The following is a 19,301-nucleotide window of genomic DNA, read 5'->3' as shown; positions in this document are numbered from 1 at the left end:
GCCTACTTACTCCAATACCCTTTATTAATAAGCGCTGCGCAACAATCCGCAAGAATGACGTGGACCGGCTCCGCCCGCGGCGCATAGCGCGTGACTGGCGCGTGACCATCCGGCGCAGGCGGGATCGGTGCGGGCCGGGCCGGATCGAGCGCGGTCGGCTCGAATGGCGTCGGCCCGGGCTGGGCGGGTTCGCGCAGGGGCCATTCACGCAGGGGCTCGGCCGGCCCCGCCGCGCCCCGCCCGCACGGCAGCGGCGCGCCCAGCACCGGCGACACGCCCAGTTGCCCATGGGCGCACAGCCGGCAGGCCAGCTGCATGGCGTTGCGCACGCCCAGCTTGGCGAAGATCCGGGCGCGATGGGCCTCGGCGGTGCGCAGGGAAATGTCCAGGTCGATCGCGATGACCTTGTTGGGACGGCCGGCCGCGACATAGGCGACGATCTGGCGTTCGCGCGGCGTCAGGGTGGACAGGAGGCGATCGAGGTCGGTGCGGGGAACGTGCATGGAACGGCTCTGCAATGAAGACTTGCAGAGAGTCTGCCCCGCCCCCCGGCGGCGGCATAAGCTGGCAATTTTGCCAGGGGTGCGGCCCGGGAGGATCGGGCCGCGGCGCAACCGGCTCAGGCCGTGTAGGACAGTTCCAGGTTGTCGATCAGGCGCGTCGCGCCCAGCTTGGCGGCGGCCAGCACCACCACCGGCTCGCCGGCCTGCAGGTCGGCGGCTTCCGGACGCTTGAGGTCGCGCTGGCGGCGCAGGGCGATGTAGTCGACCTTCCAGCCGCGATCGGTCAGGTGCTGCGCCGCTTCGCGCTCCAGCTTGGCGGCATCGCGCTCGCCGGCCGCCAGGCGCTGGCCGACGTTGTGCAGCGCGGCGTACAGGGCCGGGGCCTCGGCGCGCTCGGCGTCGCTCAGGTAGCGGTTGCGCGAGGACAGCGCCAGGCCGTCATCGGCGCGCACGGTCTCGTGCGCCAGCACTTCCACCGGCAGCTGGAACTGGCGGCACATGTTGCGCACCACCATCAGCTGCTGGTAGTCCTTCTTGCCGAACACCGCCACCTTCGGCTGCACACAGGAGAACAGCTTGAGCACCACGGTGCTGACGCCGGCGAAGAAGCCCGGACGGAACTCGCCTTCGAGGATGTCGCCCAGGTCGTCCGGCGGCTGCACGCGGTAGTTCTGCGGCTCGGGGTACATCTCGCGCTCGTTGGGCGCGAACAGCACGTAGACGTCGCGTTCGCGCTCGAGCTTCTCGATGTCGGCGGCCAGGGTGCGCGGGTATTGGTCGAAGTCCTCGTTCGGCCCGAACTGCAGGCGGTTCACGAAGATGCTGGCGACCACCGGGTCGCCGTGCTGGCGCGCCAGCTTCATCAGCGCCAGGTGGCCTTCGTGCAGGTTGCCCATGGTGGGCACGAACGACACGCGATTCTGGCCGCGCAGGTGATCGCGCAGTTCCTGGATGGTGTGGACGACTTTCAAGGGGAATCTCCGGGATCGGGCGCACAGCCCGGGGGGATCAGGCCGCGACCGCCGCGACGCTGGTATAGGCCAGGCGCACGTAGATGGGCGCGTAAGGCTCGGCCTGCGTGATTTCCAGCAGCGACTCGCGCGCCAGTTCCAGCATGGCGATGAAGTGCACCACCACCACCGCGGCCGGCGCGCCTTCGCGCACCCGTTCCATGAACAGGTCGCCGAACTCGATGAAACGCACGTCGTTCAAGCGCCGCAGGATGTGCGTCATGTGGTCGCGCACCGACAGCTGTTCGCGAGTGATGTGATGGTGCTGGTTGAGCTTGGCCCGCTTCATGATGTCGGCCCACGCGGCGCGCAGGTCATCGACGCTGACCTCGGGCAGCATGCGCTCGACGCTCAGGTCGGCAACGGCGTGGCTGGTGACGAAGTCGCGGCCCAGCTGGGGCAAGGCGTCGAGCTTCTGCGCGGCCAGCTTCATCTGCTCGTACTCGAGCAGGCGGCGCACCAGCTCGGCGCGCGGATCCTCGGGCTCTTCGCCGGTGTCGGTCTTCTTGACCGGCAGCAGCATGCGCGACTTGATCTCGATCAGCATTGCCGCCATCAGCAGATACTCGGCGGCCAGCTCCAGGTTGTGGATGCGGATCTGTTCCACATAGGACAGGTACTGCCGCGTGACATCCGCCATGGGGATGTCCAGCACGTTGAAGTTCTGCTTGCGGATCAGGTAGAGCAGCAGGTCCAGCGGCCCCTCGAAGGCCTCGAGGAAGATCTCGAGCGCGTCCGGCGGAATGTAAAGGTCCGTCGGCATCTGGAACAGCGGCTCGCCGTACAGCCGCGCGAACGCCACGCTGTCGATGGTGTCGGGGGTGCTGTCGACGGACGGTTCCACTAGCGCGGCCAGGGCATCGCCCGGGACGGAGGGGGGGTGGGCCATGGTTGCCGCAACAGTATCAGTCGGCCTGATACACGTACGGCTTTTGCGGCACGCGGGCGGCGCGGAAGCCTTCCAGCAGTTCCGCGTCCTGCGTCTTGTCCCAAAGACGGGCGCGGCCTTCGCGCTGGCGTTCTTCGGTGCCAGGGTGCGACTGCTTGTAGTCTTTCAGGAACTGGGTGATCTCGGATTCGTAGTTGGTCGCCATGGCACCAATTTCAGTGGGTTTCGGATGCCGCCAGTTTACTGCACCCGGGGCCGGAACCCGGCGTTACAATCTTCCGGCTCCCACCGCCCCCCTCCGCCATGTCCGCCGAATCCGCAGCCGCAGCCAATCCCGCTCCTCCTTCAACCCCGGACGCGGTGCGCGCGGCGCGCATGATTCCCTTCATCGTCGGCTGTGCGCTGTTCATGCAGATGCTGGACGCGACCGTGGTGGCGACCGCCCTGCCGGCCATGGCGCGGGCCCTGGGATCGACCCCGGTGCGGCTGAACGTGGCCATCACCTCTTACCTGCTGTCGGTGGCCGTGTTCGTGCCGGTCAGCGGCTGGGCCGCCGACCGCTACGGCGCCCGCCGCGTCTTCATCGCCGCCATCGGCCTGTTCACCCTCAGTTCCGTGGCCTGCGCCCTGTCGCAGGACCTGCCGCAACTGGTCATCTCCCGCATCGTGCAGGGCATGGCCGGGGCCATGATGGTGCCGGTGGGCCGCATCATCCTGCTGCGCACCGTGCCCAAGCAGGACCTGCTCAAAGCCATGTCGTTCCTGTCGATCCCGGCGCTGCTGGGCCCGGTGATCGGGCCGCCGCTGGGCGGCTTCATGGTCACCTACATGTCGTGGCACTGGATCTTCCTGATCAACATTCCCATCGGCGTGCTCGGCATCGCGCTGGTGCTGCGCTACGTGGCCGAGATCAAGGAAGAAACGGCGCCGCGCCTGGACTGGCTGGGCTTTTTGCTCAGCGCCGTGTGCCTGGCCACGCTGGTCAGCGGCTTCGAGGCCATCGGCCGCGACGTCATGCCGCTGCCGCTGCTGCTGGGCCTGATCGCGGTGGGCATCGTCTGCGGCCTGCTCTACGGCTGGCACGCGCGCCGCATCGATTACGCGATCATCGACCTGTCGCTGATGCGCATTCCCACGTTCGCCATCTCGACGCTGGGCGGCAACCTGTGCCGCTTCGCGGTGGGCGCCACGCCCTTCCTGCTGGCCATGCTGCTGCAGGTGGGCTTCGGCCTGTCGCCGTTCTCGGCCGGCCTGATCACCTTCGCCAGCGCGGCCGGCGCGCTGCTGATGAAGTTCGTGGCCACCCCGATCGTCAGGCATTTCGGCTTTCGCCGCGTTCTGACCGTGAACGCGGTGCTGACCGGCGCCTTCATCATGGTCTGCGCCACCTTCACGGCGGCCACGCCGGTCTGGCTGCTGATCGCCATCCTGCTGATCGGCGGCTTCTTCCGCTCGCTGCAGTTCACCGGCGTAAATACGCTAACCTATGCCGACATTCCCCCGGCCAAGATGAGCCGCGCCAGCAGCTTCGCCGCCATGGCGCAGCAGCTCGGCATCAGCCTGGGCGTGGGCGTGGCCGCGGTGACCCTGAACATCAGCATGACCCTGCGCGGGGCCGAAACGCTGGCGGTGGGCGACGTGATCGCCGGCTTCATCGTCATCGGCCTGCTGTGCGCGGCTTCGGTCTTCTCCTTTAGACGCCTCGACCCGCTGGCCGGGGCACACCTGAACGGCGCCAAAAACAGTGACGACGAATGAATTTGTCCTAGCCCTGGACCAGGGCACGACCAGCTCCCGCGCCATCGTGTTCGATCGCGACGGCGTGGTGCGCGGCATCGGCCAGCGCGAATTCCGCCAGCACTACCCGCGGCCGGGCTGGGTCGAACATGATCCCGGCGAGATCTGGCACAGCCAGCTGGACGTGGCGCGCGAGGCCTTGCGCAACGCCGCCGCCAGCGCCGCCGACGTGGCCGCCATCGGCATCACCAACCAGCGCGAAACCACCCTGATCTGGGACCGCGCCAGCGGCCGCCCGCTGGCCCGCGCCATCGTCTGGCAGGACCGCCGCACCGCGCCGATGTGCGACCAGTTGCGCCAGGACGGCCATGCCGACTTCCTGCAATCGCGCACCGGGCTGGTGCTGGACGCCTATTTCTCGGGTACCAAGCTGGCCTGGCTGCTGGATCACGTGCCCGGCGCGCGCCAGAAGGCCGAGCGCGGCGAGCTGGCCTTCGGCACCGTCGACACCTGGCTGATCTGGCAGCTGACCGGCGGCGCGGTGCACAGCACCGACCCCAGCAACGCCTCGCGCACCATGCTGTTCGACCTGCACACGCAGGACTGGAACGACGAGATCCTGGCGCTGCTCAACATTCCGCGCAGCGTGCTGCCGTCAATCGCGCCCAGCAGCGCGGTGGTGGGCGAATCCCTGCCCGAATGGCTGGGTGGCTCGATTCCCATCGCCGGCGTCGCCGGCGACCAGCAGGCCGCGACCTTCGGCCAGGCCTGCTTCAAGCCGGGCATGGCCAAGAACACCTATGGCACCGGCTGCTTCATGCTGATGAACGTGGGCGACAAGCCGGTGCAGTCGCACAACCATCTGCTGTCGACCGTCGGCTGGGGCCTGCCGGTCCAGGGCCAGCCAGGCTGGCGGCCGGCCTACATGCTGGAAGGCGGCGTGTTCGTCGCCGGCGCCGCGGTGCAATGGCTGCGCGACGGCCTGGGCATCATCCAGCGCTCCGAGGAAATCGAATCGCTGGCCGCCAGCGTGGCCGACACCGACGACGTCTTCATGGTGCCGGCCTTCGCCGGCCTGGGCGCGCCGCACTGGGATCCCTATGCCCGCGGCACCCTGGTGGGCCTGACGCGCGGCACCACCCGCGCCCACATCGCCCGCGCCACGCTCGAATCCATCGCGCTGCAGAGCGCCGAACTGCTGACCTGCATGAACGGCGACAGCGGCATCGCGCTGACCGAGCTGCGGGTCGATGGCGGCGCGGCCCGCAACGACCTGCTGATGCAGATGCAGGCCGACCTGCTGGGCGTGCCGGTGGTGCGCCCGCGGGTGCCGGAATCGACCGCGCTGGGCGCGGCGGGCCTGGCGGGCCTGGCGGTCGGCTTCTGGTCGGGCCAGGACGAATTCGCCTCCAAGTGGCAGGCCGAGCGCACCTTCGAGCCGGCCTGGCCGGACTCGGTGCGCGAGGCCCGCATGCGGCGCTGGAGCCAGGCGGTGGAACTGTCCAAGGGCTGGTCCAACACCGCGAAGTGAACGGCCGCGGCCCGGCGGCTTACGGCCGCCGCGCCTGCGCCTGCATCAGCCGCAACGCCACGCGATAGCCGGCGAACACATAGAACGCACTGCTGTTCATCAGCAGCCACGCGCCGGCGCCGCCCAGCAGCGCGACCACCGGGCCGACCGCGCGCATGTCGCCCTGCGACCACGCGATCAGCCCCAACCCGCCCGCGGCGGCCAATGTCAGCGCGGTGCGCTTGAGCAGCACCAGCCCCAGGCTGTAGCCGCCCATGAACGCCACCACGCCGATCGCCAGCGCCAGCGCCGTGACGGCGCAGGCCAGCACCAGCGCGAAGGCCGCCAGCGCCGGGCCGGCCGGGCGCAGCAGCAGGCTCAACAGGCCGATGCCGACGCCGATGCCGCCGACCATCGTCAGCACCGCCAGCGCCAGCGGCGACCACAGCCCCGGCGGCGCGGCGCGCGCATCCATCTCGGCGACGAAGCGGTGCATGGCCGCCGACGCATCCGGCGCGCCCGCCTCGTCGCGCAGCGCCGCCTCCAGCCGGCGGCATTGCGCGATCAGCGCATTCAGCCCGGGGCCGGACGGCGCCATCACAGCCTCGTGACGCCCGGGGCGTGTTCGGCCACCGTGTTGCGCAGCGCGGCCATCGCCTCCTGCACGGCGGTCGGCCGGAAGGCGTCCTCGCGCCAGTACATGGCCACCGAGCCGAAGCCCGACAAGCGCACCGGGATGATGCGCATCGCCTTCATCTGCGTGAAGCGCAGCGCCGCGCGGTGCGAGGCCACGCCGATCATGTCGCTGTTGTTGATCAGGGTGAGGTTGATGGTGACCGAATTGGACTCGACGTGGTCGGCCGGCGGCGCCTGGCCGGCCGCGGCCAGCGCGGCGTCGACCGCGTTGCGGATCGGCGTGCCCTTGGGCCACAGGATCCAGCGGTATGACAGCAGCTCTGGCCAGCCGGGCTGCTCCAGCGCGAACAGCGGATGGCGCGGCCGCGCCACCAGGTGGATCGGCTCCAGGTACAGCGCTTCGAAGCGGATGGCCGGATCATGGTGCTCGGGCGCCGAGCGGCCCACCACGATGTCCAGGTCGCCCTGCGCCAGCTGCGCCAACAGGCGGTCGGTGGTGCCTTCCACCAGTTTCACGCGGGCCTGCGGCATGCGTTCGAGCAGCTTCATCACCGCCAGCGGCACGGTGTCGGAGGCCGAGGCGCCCGAGGCGCCGATCACCACCCGGCCGCCGCCGCCCTCGCGCAGCGCAGCCATGTCGGCGCTGGCGCGGTCCAGCTGCGCCTCGACCCGCTGCGCGTGCGCGATCAGCACGTCGCCGTGCGGCGTCGGCCGCAGGCCGCGCGCATGGCGCTCGAACAGCGGCAGGCCGATGTCGTCTTCCAGATCCTTCAACCATTTCGACAACCCCGGCTGGGTCGTGTTGAGCATGGCGGCCGAGTGGCTGATGTTGCGGGTCTGGGCCAGGCTGAGGAGCATTTTCAGGTTGCGCAGGCGCAACCGGTGAGTCCAGTCCATGGAGTCCCCTTTTGTCTCTTATCCATATAGTTATTGGTATGGATAATAAGATAATTTCATTTCAAAACACATAGCTCGTTACGCATAATCGTCTCCATATCGTGACCCGCCGCGCCCGCCGCGACGGGCCAACAGAAGCCGGCCCCGACGCCGGCCCCCAGGAGACAGACATGCCCGACGGCCACCCCCCCCGGCGCGGACCGCGCCGCCTATTACGCGCGCATCGCCCAGAAGCACATGGCCCCGCTGTGGGAGTCGCTGCACAACCTGGTGCCGCGCCAGCCCGCGCCGCGCTGCGTGCCGGCGATCTGGAAATACGACGACGTGCGCGACGACGTGCTGGCCTCGGGCTCGCTCATCACCGCCGAGGAAGCCGTGCGGCGCGTGCTGATCCTGGAGAACCCGGGCCTGCCCGGCCAGGCCAGCATCACGCAGAGCCTGTACGCCGGCCTGCAGCTGATCCTGCCGGGCGAGATCGCGCCCAGCCACCGCCACACCCAGTCGGCCCTGCGCTTCATCGTCGAGGGCCGCGGCGCCTACACCGCCGTCAACGGCGAACGCACCACCATGCATCCGGGCGACTTCATCATCACGCCGTCCTGGACCTGGCACGACCACGGCAACGCCGAGACCGTCGACGGCGGCGAACCGGTGGTCTGGCTCGACGGCCTGGACATTCCGCTGCTGCGCTTCCTGGACGCCGGCTTCGCCGAAAACTATCCGTCCGCCACCCAGCCCGTCACGCGGCCGGAAGGCGACAGCATGGCGCGCTACGGCCACAACATGGCGCCGGTGCGCCACCGCGCCGCCGGCGGCACCTCGCCGATCTTCAACTACCCCTACGAGCGCAGCCGCGAAGCGCTCGACGCGCTCTACCGCCACGGCGAGCTCGACCCCTGGGACGGCGTCAAGCTGCGCTACCTCAATCCGGCCACGGGCGGCTACCCCATGCCCACCATGGCCACCTTCATGCAGTTGCTGCCGGCCGGCTTCCAGGGCAAGACCTATCGCAGCACCGACTCCACCGTCTACAGCGTGGTGGAAGGCCGCGGCATCGCCCGCATCGGCGACGCCGAATTCCATTTCGGTCCGCGCGACGTGTTCGTGGCGCCGTCGTGGCTGCCGGTGCAGCTGGCGGCGCTGGAAGACGCCACCCTGTTCAGCTATTCCGACCGCCCGGTGCAGGACGCGCTGGGCCTGTGGCGCGAAGAACGCATCGCCTGACGCGGGCGGGCCACCGCGCCCGCCCTCCCCCTTTCCGTTCCGCCTTCAAAGGTTGATTCATGTCTTACGTGTTTGCTCCCGCCGACCCCGTCGCCGTGCCCGTCGCCGGCAGCCCGGACCGTTTTCCCGTGCGCCGCGTCTATTGCGTCGGCCGCAACTACGCCGCCCACGCCCGCGAGATGGGCTTCGATCCCGACCGCGAGCCGCCGTTCTTCTTCTGCAAGCCGGCCGACGCCGTGGTGCCGGTGGCGCGGGACGCCACGCTGACGCTGCCCTATCCGTCCGAGACCGCCAACTTCCACTATGAAATCGAACTGGTCGCGGCCATCGGCAAGGGCGGCGCCAACATCGCGGTCGAATCCGCGTTGGAACACGTGTGGGGCTACGCCGTCGGCCTGGACATGACGCGCCGCGACCTGCAGATGAAGATGCGCGAGGCCGGCCGCCCGTGGGAGCTGGGCAAGGCCTTCGACCAGAGCGCGCCGATCGGCCCGCTGGTGCCCGCCGCGCAGGCCGGCGACATCCACCACGCCGGCATCTGGCTGCAGGTCAACGGCGCCGACAAGCAGCGCAGCGACGTCGGCCAGCTGATCTGGTCGGTGGCCGAGACCATCGCCTACCTGTCGCGCTACTTCCGCCTGGAAGCCGGCGACCTGATCTACACCGGCACGCCCGAAGGCGTGGGCCCCGTGACGCGCGGCGACAAGCTGGTCGGCGGCGTCGACGGCCTGGGCACGCTCAGCGTGCAGATCGCCTGAGGACGCCCGCCCATGCAACTGCACAGCTTCTTCAACAGCTCCACCTCGTACCGCGTGCGCATCGCGCTGGCGCTCAAGGGCCTGCCGTTCGACATCGTGCCGGTGAACCTGCGCAAACAGGAACAGCGCGCCGCCGACTACGTGGCGCAGAATCCGTCGGCCGGCGTGCCGCTGCTGACGGAAGGCGATTTCCAGCTGTCGCAATCGCTCGCCATCATCGACTACCTGGACGCCACGCACCCCGAGCCGCGCCTGATCCCGGCCGCGCCGCGCGAGCGCGCCCGCGTGCTGGAGCTGGCCAACGCCATCGCCTGCGACATCCATCCGGTCAACAACATGCGCATCCTGCGCTACCTGCAGGAAGAGCTGGGCGCCACCGACGCGCAGAAGAACGCCTGGTATCACCACTGGATCCGCGAAGGCCTGACCGCGGTCGAGACCCTGCTGGCGCGTCATGGCCACGGCGCCTATTGCTTCGGCGATGCGCCGACGCTGGCCGACTGCTGCCTGGTGCCGCAGATCGCCAACGCCCAGCGCATGGGCTGCGACCTGTCGGCCTACCCGCGCCTGATCGCCGTCTATGAACACTGCGCCGCGCAGCCCGCGTTCCAGCGGGCCGCGCCTGGCAACCAACCGGACTACATCAAGTGACCACGCAAGCTTCCCCGGGCCAGGAGCCCGACACCCTGGGCGCGCCGCTGCGCGAATACACCGATCCGGCCTACCGCCCGCTGTGCGCCAACCTGGCCGAGGTGCGCGCCAACATCGACCGGCTCGACGACGAGATCGTGCGCCTGATGGCCGAACGCGCCATGTACGTCAAGGACGCCGCGCGCTTCAAGCGCGACGCCTTCCAGGTCAGCGCGCCGGCGCGCCAGGCCGAGGTGTTCGAGAAAGTGCGGCGCCTGGCCGAGCGCCACGACCAGGGCTTCGAGAACCTGGACCAGGTGGTCGATGCCGCCTACCGCGCCATGGTGGCGGCCTTCATCGCCAATGAACAGACCTATTTCAACAACATGAAGATTGCGGGAGACAAGCATGCATAACCCCTCGACCCTGGCGCGGGCGCGCGCTTTCACGGCGCGCGCGCTGGCGCTGGGGCTGATCGCGCTGGCGCCGCTGGGCGCGGCGCAGGCCGCCGACGCCTGGCCGTCGCAGCCGCTCAAGGCGCTGGTGCCGTTCGGTCCGGGCTCCAGCCCCGACCAGGTGGCGCGCATCGTCGGCGAGAAGGCCGGCGCCATCCTCGGCCAGACCGTGGTGGTGGAAAACAAGCCGGGCGCCAGCGGCAACATCGGCACCTTCGCCATCGCCAACGCCAAGCCCGACGGCTACACCTTCGGCGTCTCGATCACCGGCCCGCTGGTGAACAACACGCTGCTGTTCGACAAGCTGCCCTACGCGCCCGCCACCGACCTGGCGCCGCTGACGCTGGCGGTGCACCAGCCCAACGTGCTGGTGGTGCCGGCCAACTCCGGCATCGACAACGTCGGCCAATTGCTGGAAGCGCTCAAGAAGAACCCGGACAAGTACAACTTCCCCTCGCCCGGCGCCGGCACCGTCTCGCACCTGGCGGTGGAGCTGCTGCTGCAGCGGATCGGCGCGCGCGCCACGCACGTGCCGTATCCGTCGTCGCCGGCCGCGCTGACTTCGCTGCTGTCGGGCGACACGCAGTTCGCCGCGCTGCCGCCGATCGCCGTCATGAGCATGGTCAAGGACGGCCGCCTGAAGGCGCTGGCCGTGACCTCGTCCAAGCGCTCCACGCTGCTGCCCGAGATCCCCACGCTGGCCGAAGTCGGCGTGCCCGGCATCGAGGGCTCGGCCTGGATCGGTTTCGTGATTTCGTCCAAGGTGCCCGCCGACATCCAGAAGAAGCTGTCGGACGCGCTGATCCAGGCGATCCGCGACCCCGAGGTGGTCAAGCGCCTGCAGGCGCAGTTCATGGACCCGGTGGGCAGCAGCCCGGCCGAGTTCCGCGCCTACATGGACGATGAGCTCAAGCGCTGGGAGCCCCTCATCACCAAGCTCGGCATCAAGGGCCAGTAACCAGGCCCGTGAACGGGCGGCCTCGCCGCCCGGCATTTCGCAACACCAGACGCAGTCCGCAGGACAAGCAAGGAGACAAGCATGACCCTCACCGAACCCGCCCGCCAGGTCCCGCTCTACGGCGAATACGACGTCGTCGTGCTGGGCGGCGGCCCCGCCGGCATCCTGGCCGCGGCCAGCGCCGCCCGCAACGGCGCCAGCGTGCTGCTGGTGGAACGCTACGGCTTTCTCGGCGGCATGGGCACGGCGGCGGGGGTCTCCAACTTCTGCGGACTGCACGCCAACATCCGCGGCGCCATCCGCCAGGTCGCGCACGGCATGACGGACGAGCTGCTGGACCGCATGCGCGCGCTGGACGGCCTGAACGACCCGCACCTGATCCTGGGCAAGATCCACGCCCAGGCCTACGACATCGCCGCCTTCAAGTGCGCCGCTGACGGCATGGTGCAGGACAGCGGCGCACAGATCCTGTTCCACGCTTTGGCCACCGGCCTGGCGCGCGATGCCGCCGGCAATGTCGACGCGCTGTTCCTGGAGACCAAGTCCGGCCGCTGCGCAGTGCGCGGCAAGGTCTTCATCGACTGCTCCGGCGACGCCGACATCGCGCAATGGGGCGGCCTGCCGTTCGAGAAGGGCGACGCGCACGGCCACATGCTCTACCCCACGCTGATGTTCAAGGTCGGCAACGTCGACGGCGCCCGCGCCCAGGAGGCCTGGAAGACCATTCCGCAGCTGATGGACCAGGCCGCCGCCAGCGGCGAATTCACCTTCCCGCGGCGCGGCGCCATCGTGCGGCCGCAAAAGCATGACTACGAGTGGCGCGTCAACGTGACCCAGCTGGCCAACGCCGACGGCAGCGCGGCCGACGGCACCGACGCCGCCTCGCTCTCGGCCGGCGAGCTGGAAGGCCGCCGCCAGATCACCGAATACCTGAAGTTCCTGCGCGCCAAGGTGCCGGGCTTCGAGCACGCCTACGTGCTCGACATCGCGCCGCAGCTGGGCATCCGCGAAACCCGCCGCATCGTCGGCGAAGCCGTGCTGACCAAGGAAGACGTGCTGGGCTGCGCCGACTTCGAGGACAGCATCGGCGTCAACGGCTGGCCGCTGGAAATGCACACCGCCGGCGACGTGCAGTGGATGTGGCCGCCCATCCCCGAATCGCGCGGCTACAACCAGCTGCCGTTCCGCATGATGGTGCCGCGCCGCGGCCCCGGCGTGGCCGGCAACGTGCTGGTGGCCGGACGCTGCGCCTCGATGACGCACGAGGGCCAGTCGGCCGCCCGCGTCAGCGGCAGCTGCTTCGTCATGGGCGAGGCCGCCGGCACTGCCTCGGCGCTGGCGCTGCGCGCCGGCATCGCGCCGGCCGACCTGCCGGTCGCCACCCTGCAGGCGCAGCTGGAACGGCAAGGCGCCTTCCTCGGCGGCCACGACTGAACACGCAAGGAATCCAGGAATGAACGCAACACCGACAGTACAGGGCGCGCCCCAATCCGTGATCGTGGTGGGCGGCGGCATCGGCGGCCTGGCCGCGGCGCTGGCGCTGACGCGCCAGGGCATCGCCGTGCAGTTGCTGGAACAGGCCGCGCACATCGGCGAGATCGGCGCCGGCATCCAGCTCGGCCCCAACGCCTTCGCCGCGCTCGACGCGCTGGGCGTGGGCGCCACGGCGCGCCAGCGCGCGGTCTTCACCGACCACATCATCATGATGGACGCGGTCGACGCGCGCGAAGTGGTGCGCATCGACACCGGCGACGCTTTCCGCGAGCGCTTCGGCGGCCCCTACGCCGTGATCCACCGCGCCGACATCCACCTGTCCATCCTGGAAGCGGTGCAGCAGAACCCGCTGATCCGCTTTCGCACCTCGACCCAGATCGCCAGCGTCGCGCAGGACGGCAAGCGCGTGGAAGTCACGGATACCGAAGGCAACCGCTACCAGGCCGACGCGGTGGTGGGCGCCGACGGCGTCAAGTCCGTGATCCGCGAGCACCTGATCGGCGATCCGCCGCGCGTGACCGGCCACGTGGTCTACCGCGCCGTGGTCGAGCGCGACAACATGCCCGAGGAACTGCGCATCAACGCGCCGGTGCTGTGGGCCGGCCCGCACTGCCACCTGGTGCACTACCCGTTGCGCGGCGGCCAGCAATACAACCTGGTGGTGACCTTCCACAGCCGCGAGCAGGAACAATGGGGCGTGCGCGAAGGCAGCAAGGAGGAAGTGCTGTCGTACTTCCAGGGCATCCACCCGCGCCCGCACCAGATGCTGGACCGCCCCACTTCGTGGAAGCGCTGGGCCACCGCCGACCGCGAGCCGGTCGAACAGTGGGGCCAGGGCCGCCTCACCATCCTGGGCGACGCCGCCCACCCCATGACCCAGTACATGGCCCAGGGCGCTTGCATGGCGCTCGAAGACGCAGTGACGCTGGGCGAAGCCGTCAAACGCTGCGACCACGACCTGGAAGCCGCTTTCCGCCTGTACGAATCGGTGCGCATCCCGCGCAGCGCGCGCGTGGTCTGGTCGACCCGGGAGATGGGCAGGCTCTATCACGCGCGCGGCGTCGAACGCACCGTGCGCAACATGCTGTGGACCGGCCGCGGCCAGTCCCAGTTCTACGACGCGTTGCAGTGGCTCTACGGCTGGAAGGTGGAGAACTGTCTCGCGGGACCCATCCAGCCATAAAAAAAGCAGGCACAGGAGGAGACAACCATGACGACACGCATCACCCGCGGCGGCGCCGCGCTGCTGCTGGCACTGGCCGCCGGCGGCGTCCAGGCCCAGCAGAAACCCGTGGACATCGGTTTCATCGGCACGCTGTCCACGCCGGCCGGCTACATCGGCGAGGACGAGCGCGATGCTTTCATGCTGGCGGTCAAGGAAGGCGGCGGCAAGCTCGGCGGCGTGCCGGTCAACGTGCGCGTGGAGGACGACGCGCTCAAGCCGGCCAACGCCAAGCAGATCGCCGACAAGATGGTGCAGGGCGGCGTGCGCCTGTTCACCGGCGTGAACTTCTCCAACGTCATGGCGGCCGTCGGGCCGACGGTGCTCAACGCGGGCGGCTTCTACGTCAGCCTGAACGCCGGCCCCTCCAACTACGCCGGCAAGGCCTGCAACCCCAACTACTTCGCCGTCGCCTTCCAGAACGACTCGTACGCCGACACCGCCGGCATCGCCGCCAACGAGCTGGGCGCCAAGCGCGTCGTCGTCATGGCGCCGAACTACCAGGCCGGGCGCGACGCCGTCGCCGGCTTCAAGCGCACCTACAAGGGCGAGATCGCCGAGGAGATCTACACCAAGCTCGAACAGGCCGATTTCTCGGTCGAGCTGGCGCGCATCCGCTCGCTCAACCCGGACGCCATCTTCCAGTTCCATCCGGGCGGCGCCGGCATCAACCTGACCAAGCAGTACGCCAACTCCGGCCTGGCCGACAAGATCAAGATGATCACGCCCATCTACTCGATGGACGAACGCATGCTGGCCGCCACCGGCACCGCCGGCAAGGGCTTCTACCTGAGTTCGCTGTGGAGCGCGGACCTGGACAACGCGCAGAACAAGCACTTCGTCGAAGCCTTCACCAAGACCTACAACCGCGCGCCCACCGCCTATGCGGCGCAGGCCTACGACACCGCCAACCTGATCGCCTCGGGCCTGAAGGCCGTGAACGGCGACATCACCGGCAAGGCCGACGCGTTCCGCGACGCGCTGCGCCGCGCCGACTTCCCCAGCGTGCGCGGCAAGTTCAAGTTCGGTCCCAACCAGCATCCGGTGCAGGACTGGTATCTGCTGCACATCGAGGCCGGCGCGGACGGCAAGCTGGTCTACAAGAACCTCAAGGTCATCGCCCGCGACCACACCGATGTGCACGCGGCCGACTGCAAGATGTAGCCGCCGAGGACCTGACGCCGCGGATCCGCCAGGAACGCTGGAGCGGGCGCGGCGCTACCTGGGCATGTGAGCCGCGCGCCCGGGTAGCGCGGCTCGCGGACTCAGTCCTGCGATTCGCAGAACGTCAGGCGATTGCCGAACGGGTCGGTCACCCGCAGCAGCCGGCCCCAGGGCGCGTCCTCGACGCCCGGCCGCGCGTAGCCGTATTGCTTGCCGATCAGCTCGGCCTGGTAATCGTCAACGCCGGTGGTGCGCACGAAGATGGCCGCGCCCGGCGTGGCATCGCCATAGTGCTCGCTCAGGTGCAGCACCAGCTCGCCGCGATGCACCTGCGCGTACAGCGGCAGGCCCGGTTCGAAGCGATGTTCCCAGTCCCACTCGAAACCGAGGAAATCCAGGTAGAACTCGCGCGCCTTGTCGACCGAAAAGATGCGCAGGATGGGAATGGCGGGGGACAAATGCATGATCAGGCCTTAGTATGCGAGGGGTCGCGCGCGCCCATGAAAACGACGCGCCGCTCACACGCCACGCGCACCAGCCAGCATAGACCAAAAAAGTTGCCATGCCCGACGCTCACGCCGCATCCTGGAAACACCTGCCCGCGCCGAAGAAGCGCGCCAAGCTGCCGTTCGACGCCGTCTATACGGCCGAGCAATACGCGCGGTTGCGCCAGGGGCGCATCCCCGCGGAGATGGAAGACAAGTGGTTCATCTATCTGGATGACGGCGTGCTGCGCTTTCATCGCAGCTGGACCGGCATCTGGATCTACGCGCTGCGGCTGGACGCGATGGACGGCCAATGGCGCGCGCATGACGCCTGGGTCAACCGCGAGGCCGACCAGTACGGCTGCACCGACCTGGAAACCGACCGCAAGCTGCTGGCGCGGCTGGTGGACGGCCTGCTGGCCGCCCCGCGCGGATAACCGCAAGACAGGAACAAAGCGCGAGGGCCGCGATCGCGGCCCCCGGCGGATGCCTCACCCGCTCGCGGCGGGCGTCATGCGGACGGGCGCGTTCCAGGCGGAACGCGCCAACCTCAGTTCAGGCTGGCGCCGGAGATCTTGACGATCTCCTGGTACTTGGCCTTTTCGTTCTTGACGAATTCGGCGAAGGCTTCGGGCGTCATCGGCCCCACTTCCGAACCCATCAGCAGCGAGCGCTGCTTCACGTCGGGCAGTTCCATCGCGTCGGCAAAGGCCTTGTGCAGCTTGGCCACCACCGGGGCGGGCGTGCCGCCCGTGGCGAACACGCCGAACCAGGTGCCCAGGTCAAAGCCCTTGATGCCGGACTCTTCCACGGTGGGCACATTGGCCAGCAGCGACGAGCGCTTGGCCGTGGTCACGGCCAGCGCCTTGACCTTGCCGTCCTTGATCAGCGGGGCGGACGCCGCCAGGTTGTCGAGCATGAAGTCCGACTGGCCCGACAGCAGCGCCAGCTGCGCCGGCGCCGCGCCCTGGTAAGGAATGTGCTCGACGTTGATGCCGGCGCGCGCCTTGAGCAGTTCGCCGGACAGATGGCCGGCGCTACCGTTGCCGCCCGAACCGTAGTTCAGCTTGCCCGGGTTCTTCTTGGCGTAGTCGATCAGGTCGGCCAGCGTCTCGATCTTGTTCTTGGCGGCGAACTCGACGTTCATGACCAGCACGTTCGGCACCGACGTCACGATGGTGATCGGCGCAAAGTCCTTCACCGGGTCATACGGCAGGTTGGCGAACAGCCAGGGGTTGATGGCGTGGGTGGCCACGGCGCCCATCACCAGCGTGTAGCCGTCGGCCGGGGCCTTGGCCACCAGGTCGGCGCCGATGTTGCCGCCGGCGCCCGAGCGGTTTTCCACGATCACGGGCTGGCCGAGCGAGCCGCGCACCTTTTCGGCCAGCATGCGGGCCATGGTGTCCAGCGGCCCGCCAGGCGGGTAAGGCACCACGAAGCGCAGCGGCTTGGTGGGGAAATCGGTAGCCTGGGCCAGCGCGGGCGCGCCGAAGGCCAGCGTGGCGGCCAGCGCCGCGGCGCCGCCCAGCAAGGCGCGGCGCAGGGCGCTGCGGGGGGTCGGTTTCATCTCGTTTGCTCCTCTCATTGCATCGATGGCGGTCGGTAGCATACCGCAGTGGCATGAACACCGTAACAAAGGGATACCGGGAAAAGCGGGTGCTTTTCCCGCGCCAGCCGTCGTCCCCGGGGGACCGGCGCGGCGGACGAGCCCCTTCCGCGCGCCTCGGGCATCCGGGCAGCCGCCGGGGTTCAAAAAGAAAAACCGCCTTCCAGGGAGGGCGGTTTTCCGGGTCTGGTCGCGGCGGGCCAGGGCCCGCCCGGCCTCAATGCAGGATCTGGCTCAGGAACAGCTTGGTGCGCTCGTTCTGCGGGTGGTCGAAGAACTCGTCCGGGCTGTTCTGCTCGATGATCTCGCCGCGGTCCATGAAGATGACGCGGTTGGCGACCTTGCGCGCAAAGCCCATTTCGTGGGTCACGCACAGCATCGTCATGCCGCTTTCCTGGGCCAGGCTGACCATCACGTCCAGCACTTCCTTGACCATTTCCGGGTCCAGCGCCGAGGTCGGCTCATCGAACAGCATGATCTTGGGGCTCATGCATAGCGAACGGGCGATGGCCACGCGCTGCTGCTGGCCGCCCGAGAGCTGGCCGGGGAATTTCTTGGCCTGGTCCGGGATGCGCACGCGCTCCAGGTACTTCATGGCCGTGGCCTCGGCTTCGGCGCGCGGTTTTTTCAGCACCCACATCGGGCCCAGCGTCAGGTTCTCCAGCACCGTCAGGTGCGGGAACAGGTTGAAGTGCTGGAACACCATGCCGACGTCCTTGCGGATGGTCTCGATGTGCTTGAGGTCGTTGGTGAGCTCCGTGCCGTCCACGATGATGTGGCCTTTCTGGTGCTCTTCGAGCCGGTTGATGCAGCGGATCATGGTGGACTTGCCCGAGCCGGACGGCCCGCACACCACGATGCGCTCACCCGGCGCCACGTCCAGGTTGATGTTGCGCAGCACGTGGAACTGGCCGTACCACTTGTTCACGTCCTGCAGTCGAATGATGGCATCAGACATGCCTGTACTCCCGTAAATATCGCGTTGCGGGCCCGCCCGGGGCGGACCCGCGGCAAGGTTCTATCGTGCGTGACCGGTGGCCAGGCGTTTTTCCAGCGCCTGGCTGTATTTGGACATGGAGAAGCAGAAGACGAAGTAGATCAGCGAGATGAACAGATACGCCTCCACCCCGAATCCGCGCCATGCCGCGTCGGACAGGGCCGCCTTGGCCGCCAGCGTCAGGTCGAAGATGCCGATGATCACCACCAGCGACGTGTCCTTGAACAGCGCGATGAAGATGCTGACCAGCGGCGGGATCACGATCTTGAGCGCCTGCGGCAGGATGATCTTGCGCATCTGCTGCCAGTAGTTCAGGCCGAGCGAATCGGCGCCCTCGTACTGGCCCTTGGGGATCGCCTGCAGGCCGCCGCGCACCGTTTCGGCGATGTACGCGGCCGCGAACATGATGATCGCGATCTGCGCGCGCAGCAGCTTGTCGATGGAGAAGCCCTCCGGCAGGAACAGCGGCAACATCACCGACGACATGAACAGCAGGCTGATCAGCGGCACGCCGCGGATCAGCTCGATGTACACGACGCACAGCGCCTTGATGGCCGGCATCTTCGAGCGCCGGCCCAGGGCCAGCAGCACGCCGATCGGGAAGGCGAAGGCGATGCCGAACGTCGACAGGATCAGCGTCAGCGGCAGGCCGCCCCAGCGCGCGTTCTCGACGTAGGTCAGGCCCAGCACGCCGCCCCACATCAGGATCGCCACGGCGGTCAGGCCGACGGTCCAGATGATGGCGAGCTTCCAGTTCCAGAAACGGCGGATGCCGCTGCACACGATCACCGCGACCAGGATGATGGTCGCGATCAGCGGCCGCCATTGCTCGTCGAACGGATAGGTGCCGAACAGGATCAGCCGGTGCTTCTCGATGATGAAGGCCCAGCAGGCCCCGCCCACCGAGGCGCGGCATTCCTGCGCGTTGGCGGCGGTGTAGTTAGCCTTGATGAAGGCCCATTCGACCAGCGCCGGCACCGACATCAACAGGAACCACGCCACCAGCACCGTGATCAGGATGTTCAGCGGCGAGGAGAACAGGCGCGAGCGCAGCCACGCCCACGCGCCGACATGGGTCTTGGGCGGCGGCAGCCCTTCGCTGGGGGTATGCGTAGTGCTGCTCATA

General features: G+C 68.6%; 21 protein-coding genes. 11 read left to right on the top strand and 10 right to left on the bottom strand.

Annotation, left to right across the window (positions count from 1 at the left end; all coding sequences use genetic code 11):
- Positions 1-2: 2 nt before the first annotated feature.
- The 4 genes from AOZ49_RS22410 to AOZ49_RS22395 all read right to left on the bottom strand — a co-directional run bounded on the left by AOZ49_RS22410 (position 3) and on the right by AOZ49_RS22395 (position 2,607).
- Positions 3-503: a response regulator transcription factor gene (locus AOZ49_RS22410; protein WP_054477839.1), complete on the bottom strand. Its 501-nt coding sequence runs from the start codon at positions 501-503 to the stop codon at positions 3-5.
- A gap of 116 nt (positions 504-619) precedes the next feature.
- Positions 620-1,474 carry a pantoate--beta-alanine ligase gene (panC, locus tag AOZ49_RS22405; RefSeq protein ID WP_054433202.1) on the bottom strand — a complete coding sequence of 285 codons (855 nt, stop codon included), beginning with the start codon at positions 1,472-1,474 and terminating at the stop codon, positions 620-622.
- A gap of 37 nt (positions 1,475-1,511) precedes the next feature.
- Positions 1,512-2,402, bottom strand: coding sequence for a segregation and condensation protein A (locus tag AOZ49_RS22400; RefSeq protein WP_054477837.1), 891 nt, complete (start codon positions 2,400-2,402; stop codon positions 1,512-1,514).
- 16 nt (positions 2,403-2,418) lie between these two features.
- Positions 2,419-2,607, bottom strand: a complete 189-nt coding sequence (locus AOZ49_RS22395) for a DUF3460 family protein (protein WP_054433199.1) — start codon at positions 2,605-2,607, stop codon at positions 2,419-2,421.
- A gap of 98 nt (positions 2,608-2,705) precedes the next feature.
- Between AOZ49_RS22395 and AOZ49_RS22390 the strand changes: the two genes are divergently transcribed.
- Together AOZ49_RS22390 and glpK are read left to right on the top strand one after the other, a co-directional pair.
- A complete protein-coding gene (locus tag AOZ49_RS22390; RefSeq protein ID WP_054477835.1) occupies positions 2,706-4,160 on the top strand; it encodes a DHA2 family efflux MFS transporter permease subunit in 1,455 nt (484 codons plus the stop codon).
- On the top strand, positions 4,147-5,670 hold the full coding sequence (gene glpK / locus AOZ49_RS22385) for a glycerol kinase GlpK (RefSeq protein WP_054433196.1): 1,524 nt from the start codon (positions 4,147-4,149) through the stop codon (positions 5,668-5,670). The genes AOZ49_RS22390 and glpK overlap by 14 nt, the downstream gene beginning before the upstream one ends.
- Before the next feature lie 19 nt (positions 5,671-5,689).
- On the opposite strand, the gene AOZ49_RS22380 is transcribed toward glpK, so the two are convergent.
- Together AOZ49_RS22380 and AOZ49_RS22375 are read right to left on the bottom strand one after the other, a co-directional pair.
- A complete protein-coding gene (locus tag AOZ49_RS22380; RefSeq protein WP_054477833.1) occupies positions 5,690-6,247 on the bottom strand; it encodes a hypothetical protein in 558 nt (185 codons plus the stop codon).
- Entirely contained in the window at positions 6,247-7,182 is a 936-nt protein-coding gene (locus tag AOZ49_RS22375; protein ID WP_006386930.1) for a LysR family transcriptional regulator, read from the bottom strand. The genes AOZ49_RS22380 and AOZ49_RS22375 overlap by 1 nt, the downstream gene beginning before the upstream one ends.
- 237 nt (positions 7,183-7,419) lie before the next feature.
- On the opposite strand from AOZ49_RS22375, the gene gtdA reads away from it, so the two are divergent.
- From gtdA to AOZ49_RS22335, 8 genes are all read left to right on the top strand, one after another.
- Positions 7,420-8,406: a gentisate 1,2-dioxygenase gene (gtdA, locus tag AOZ49_RS22370; protein WP_054477832.1), complete on the top strand. Its 987-nt coding sequence runs from the start codon at positions 7,420-7,422 to the stop codon at positions 8,404-8,406.
- Positions 8,407-8,465: 59 nt separating this feature from the next.
- Entirely contained in the window at positions 8,466-9,164 is a 699-nt protein-coding gene (locus AOZ49_RS22365; RefSeq protein WP_054433190.1) for a fumarylacetoacetate hydrolase family protein, read from the top strand.
- 12 nt (positions 9,165-9,176) lie between these two features.
- Positions 9,177-9,815, top strand: a complete 639-nt coding sequence (gene maiA / locus AOZ49_RS22360; protein WP_054433188.1) for a maleylacetoacetate isomerase — start codon at positions 9,177-9,179, stop codon at positions 9,813-9,815.
- A complete protein-coding gene (locus AOZ49_RS22355) occupies positions 9,812-10,210 on the top strand; it encodes a chorismate mutase (protein WP_006392672.1) in 399 nt (132 codons plus the stop codon). Before maiA ends, AOZ49_RS22355 begins: the two co-directional genes overlap by 4 nt.
- A complete protein-coding gene (locus AOZ49_RS22350; protein ID WP_054477830.1) occupies positions 10,203-11,207 on the top strand; it encodes a Bug family tripartite tricarboxylate transporter substrate binding protein in 1,005 nt (334 codons plus the stop codon). The genes AOZ49_RS22355 and AOZ49_RS22350 overlap by 8 nt, the downstream gene beginning before the upstream one ends.
- Before the next feature lie 81 nt (positions 11,208-11,288).
- Entirely contained in the window at positions 11,289-12,641 is a 1,353-nt protein-coding gene (locus tag AOZ49_RS22345) for an FAD-dependent oxidoreductase (protein ID WP_054477828.1), read from the top strand.
- A gap of 19 nt (positions 12,642-12,660) precedes the next feature.
- Positions 12,661-13,884, top strand: a complete 1,224-nt coding sequence (locus AOZ49_RS22340; protein ID WP_054433184.1) for a 3-hydroxybenzoate 6-monooxygenase — start codon at positions 12,661-12,663, stop codon at positions 13,882-13,884.
- Positions 13,885-13,911: 27 nt separating this feature from the next.
- Entirely contained in the window at positions 13,912-15,087 is a 1,176-nt protein-coding gene (locus tag AOZ49_RS22335) for an ABC transporter substrate-binding protein (RefSeq protein ID WP_054433183.1), read from the top strand.
- A gap of 101 nt (positions 15,088-15,188) precedes the next feature.
- Here the strand turns inward: AOZ49_RS22335 and AOZ49_RS22330 are convergent, their stop codons facing one another.
- Complete coding sequence (locus AOZ49_RS22330; RefSeq protein WP_054433182.1) at positions 15,189-15,551, bottom strand: glyoxalase superfamily protein; 363 nt, start codon at positions 15,549-15,551, stop codon at positions 15,189-15,191.
- 98 nt (positions 15,552-15,649) lie between these two features.
- Between AOZ49_RS22330 and AOZ49_RS22325 the strand changes: the two genes are divergently transcribed.
- On the top strand, positions 15,650-16,009 hold the full coding sequence (locus AOZ49_RS22325; protein ID WP_054433181.1) for a hypothetical protein: 360 nt from the start codon (positions 15,650-15,652) through the stop codon (positions 16,007-16,009).
- A gap of 113 nt (positions 16,010-16,122) precedes the next feature.
- On the opposite strand, the gene AOZ49_RS22320 is transcribed toward AOZ49_RS22325, so the two are convergent.
- The 3 genes from AOZ49_RS22320 to AOZ49_RS22310 all read right to left on the bottom strand — a co-directional run bounded on the left by AOZ49_RS22320 (position 16,123) and on the right by AOZ49_RS22310 (position 19,300).
- Entirely contained in the window at positions 16,123-17,139 is a 1,017-nt protein-coding gene (locus AOZ49_RS22320; protein WP_054477826.1) for a Bug family tripartite tricarboxylate transporter substrate binding protein, read from the bottom strand.
- A gap of 256 nt (positions 17,140-17,395) precedes the next feature.
- Entirely contained in the window at positions 17,396-18,136 is a 741-nt protein-coding gene (locus tag AOZ49_RS22315; protein ID WP_054433179.1) for an amino acid ABC transporter ATP-binding protein, read from the bottom strand.
- A gap of 60 nt (positions 18,137-18,196) precedes the next feature.
- Entirely contained in the window at positions 18,197-19,300 is a 1,104-nt protein-coding gene (locus AOZ49_RS22310) for an amino acid ABC transporter permease (RefSeq protein ID WP_054433178.1), read from the bottom strand.
- Between the last annotated feature and the right edge of the window lies 1 nt (position 19,301).

Origin of the sequence: Achromobacter sp. 2789STDY5608615, assembly GCF_001298995.1 — a bacterium.
GTDB lineage: Bacteria > Pseudomonadota > Gammaproteobacteria > Burkholderiales > Burkholderiaceae_B > Achromobacter > Achromobacter insuavis.
Note: the sequence above shows the minus strand (reverse complement) of the source record. Positions and strands in the feature narration are given on the sequence as shown.

Coding starts and splice junctions, on each gene's coding strand:
- AOZ49_RS22410 (WP_054477839.1), bottom strand. CDS start 503: ATGCACGTTCCCCGCACCGACCTCGATCGCCTCCTGTCCACCCTGACG.
- AOZ49_RS22400 (WP_054477837.1), bottom strand. CDS start 2,402: ATGGCCCACCCCCCCTCCGTCCCGGGCGATGCCCTGGCCGCGCTAGTG.
- AOZ49_RS22395 (WP_054433199.1), bottom strand. CDS start 2,607: ATGGCGACCAACTACGAATCCGAGATCACCCAGTTCCTGAAAGACTAC.
- AOZ49_RS22390 (WP_054477835.1), top strand. CDS start 2,706: ATGTCCGCCGAATCCGCAGCCGCAGCCAATCCCGCTCCTCCTTCAACC.
- AOZ49_RS22380 (WP_054477833.1), bottom strand. CDS start 6,247: ATGGCGCCGTCCGGCCCCGGGCTGAATGCGCTGATCGCGCAATGCCGC.
- AOZ49_RS22375 (WP_006386930.1), bottom strand. CDS start 7,182: ATGGACTGGACTCACCGGTTGCGCCTGCGCAACCTGAAAATGCTCCTC.
- gtdA (WP_054477832.1), top strand. CDS start 7,420: ATGGCCCCGCTGTGGGAGTCGCTGCACAACCTGGTGCCGCGCCAGCCC.
- AOZ49_RS22365 (WP_054433190.1), top strand. CDS start 8,466: ATGTCTTACGTGTTTGCTCCCGCCGACCCCGTCGCCGTGCCCGTCGCC.
- maiA (WP_054433188.1), top strand. CDS start 9,177: ATGCAACTGCACAGCTTCTTCAACAGCTCCACCTCGTACCGCGTGCGC.
- AOZ49_RS22350 (WP_054477830.1), top strand. CDS start 10,203: ATGCATAACCCCTCGACCCTGGCGCGGGCGCGCGCTTTCACGGCGCGC.
- AOZ49_RS22345 (WP_054477828.1), top strand. CDS start 11,289: ATGACCCTCACCGAACCCGCCCGCCAGGTCCCGCTCTACGGCGAATAC.
- AOZ49_RS22340 (WP_054433184.1), top strand. CDS start 12,661: ATGAACGCAACACCGACAGTACAGGGCGCGCCCCAATCCGTGATCGTG.
- AOZ49_RS22335 (WP_054433183.1), top strand. CDS start 13,912: ATGACGACACGCATCACCCGCGGCGGCGCCGCGCTGCTGCTGGCACTG.
- AOZ49_RS22330 (WP_054433182.1), bottom strand. CDS start 15,551: ATGCATTTGTCCCCCGCCATTCCCATCCTGCGCATCTTTTCGGTCGAC.
- AOZ49_RS22325 (WP_054433181.1), top strand. CDS start 15,650: ATGCCCGACGCTCACGCCGCATCCTGGAAACACCTGCCCGCGCCGAAG.
- AOZ49_RS22320 (WP_054477826.1), bottom strand. CDS start 17,139: ATGAAACCGACCCCCCGCAGCGCCCTGCGCCGCGCCTTGCTGGGCGGC.
- AOZ49_RS22315 (WP_054433179.1), bottom strand. CDS start 18,136: ATGTCTGATGCCATCATTCGACTGCAGGACGTGAACAAGTGGTACGGC.
- AOZ49_RS22310 (WP_054433178.1), bottom strand. CDS start 19,300: ATGAGCAGCACTACGCATACCCCCAGCGAAGGGCTGCCGCCGCCCAAG.